1 protein-coding gene is annotated in these 1,120 nt (G+C 74.0%); it reads left to right on the top strand.

Translation table 11 applies throughout. The annotated features are described in order from the left end of the window. The coding region (locus tag ACWGJB_RS43160) for a sulfate adenylyltransferase subunit 1 (protein ID WP_453385501.1) at positions 1-996 on the top strand (996 nt) is incomplete at its 5' end. Positions 997-1,120 lie beyond the last annotated feature (124 nt).

Genomic DNA, 1,120 nt, shown 5'->3' with positions numbered 1-1,120 from the left:
ACCATCGACGTGGCCTACCGCTACTTCGCCACTCCCAAGCGCCGGTTCATCCTCGCCGACACGCCCGGCCATGTGCAGTACACCCGCAACATGGTCACCGGGGCCTCCACCGCCGAGCTGGCGATCATCCTGGTCGACGCCCGCAACGGGGTCGTCGAGCAGACCCGCCGGCACGCGGCGGTGGCCGCCCTGCTCCGGGTCCCGCATGTCGTCCTCGCCGTCAACAAGATGGACCTGGTCGGCTACGAGCGGGCCGAGTTCGAGCGGATCGTCGCCGACTTCGCCGTGCAGACAGCCGAGCTGGGGCTCCCGGAGGTCACCGCGATCCCGGTCTCCGCGCTGGTCGGCGACAACGTCGTGGACCGGTCCACGGCCATGGACTGGTACGGCGGCCCGGCCCTGCTCGAGTTCCTGGAGAGCGTCCCGGTCGCCGCGGACGCGGCCGACGCCCCGGCCCGCTTCCCGGTCCAGTACGTGATCCGGCACGGTGACATCCGTCACTACGCGGGCCAGCTGGTCTCCGGCTCGCTGCGGGTCGGCGACCGGGTCACCGTCCACCCCTCCGGGGAGACCTCCGAGATCGCCGGGATCGACGTGCTCGGTACCGCGGTCGAGGCCGCGCACGCCCCGCAGTCCATCGGGGTGCGCCTGGCCGACCAGCGGGACGTGTCCCGCGGCGACATGATCACGGCCGGGCCGGAGGCGCCCGTGCTCACCCAGGACGTCACGGCGGCCGTGTGCCATCTGGCCGGCCGGCCGCTCCGGGTCGGCGACCGGGTGCTGCTCAAGCACACCACGCGGACCGTCAAGGCGATCGTCCGGGACCTGGCGGGCGCGGCCGAGCTCACCGCCAACGACCTGGGCCGGATCACCCTGCGCAGCGCCGAGCCGGTGCCGCTGGACGCCTACGCGGTCTCCCGGCGTACCGGGGCGTTCATCCTGATCGATCCGGCGGACGGCGCGACGCTGACCGCGGGGATGGTCGAGTTCGCCTGATCCCTTCTCCGGTCGCGGGGGGGGCGGGCCCCCCCCCGCGGGGGGCGCGGGGGGGGGGGGGCCGGCGGGAAAAGCCCGGCAAAAAAGGGGAAAAAATACGGCGGGGGGGGGGGGGGGGCCCCCC

This window comes from Streptomyces sp. NPDC054813, from assembly GCF_053611365.1.
This window is presented reverse-complemented; position numbering and strand designations above follow the sequence as displayed.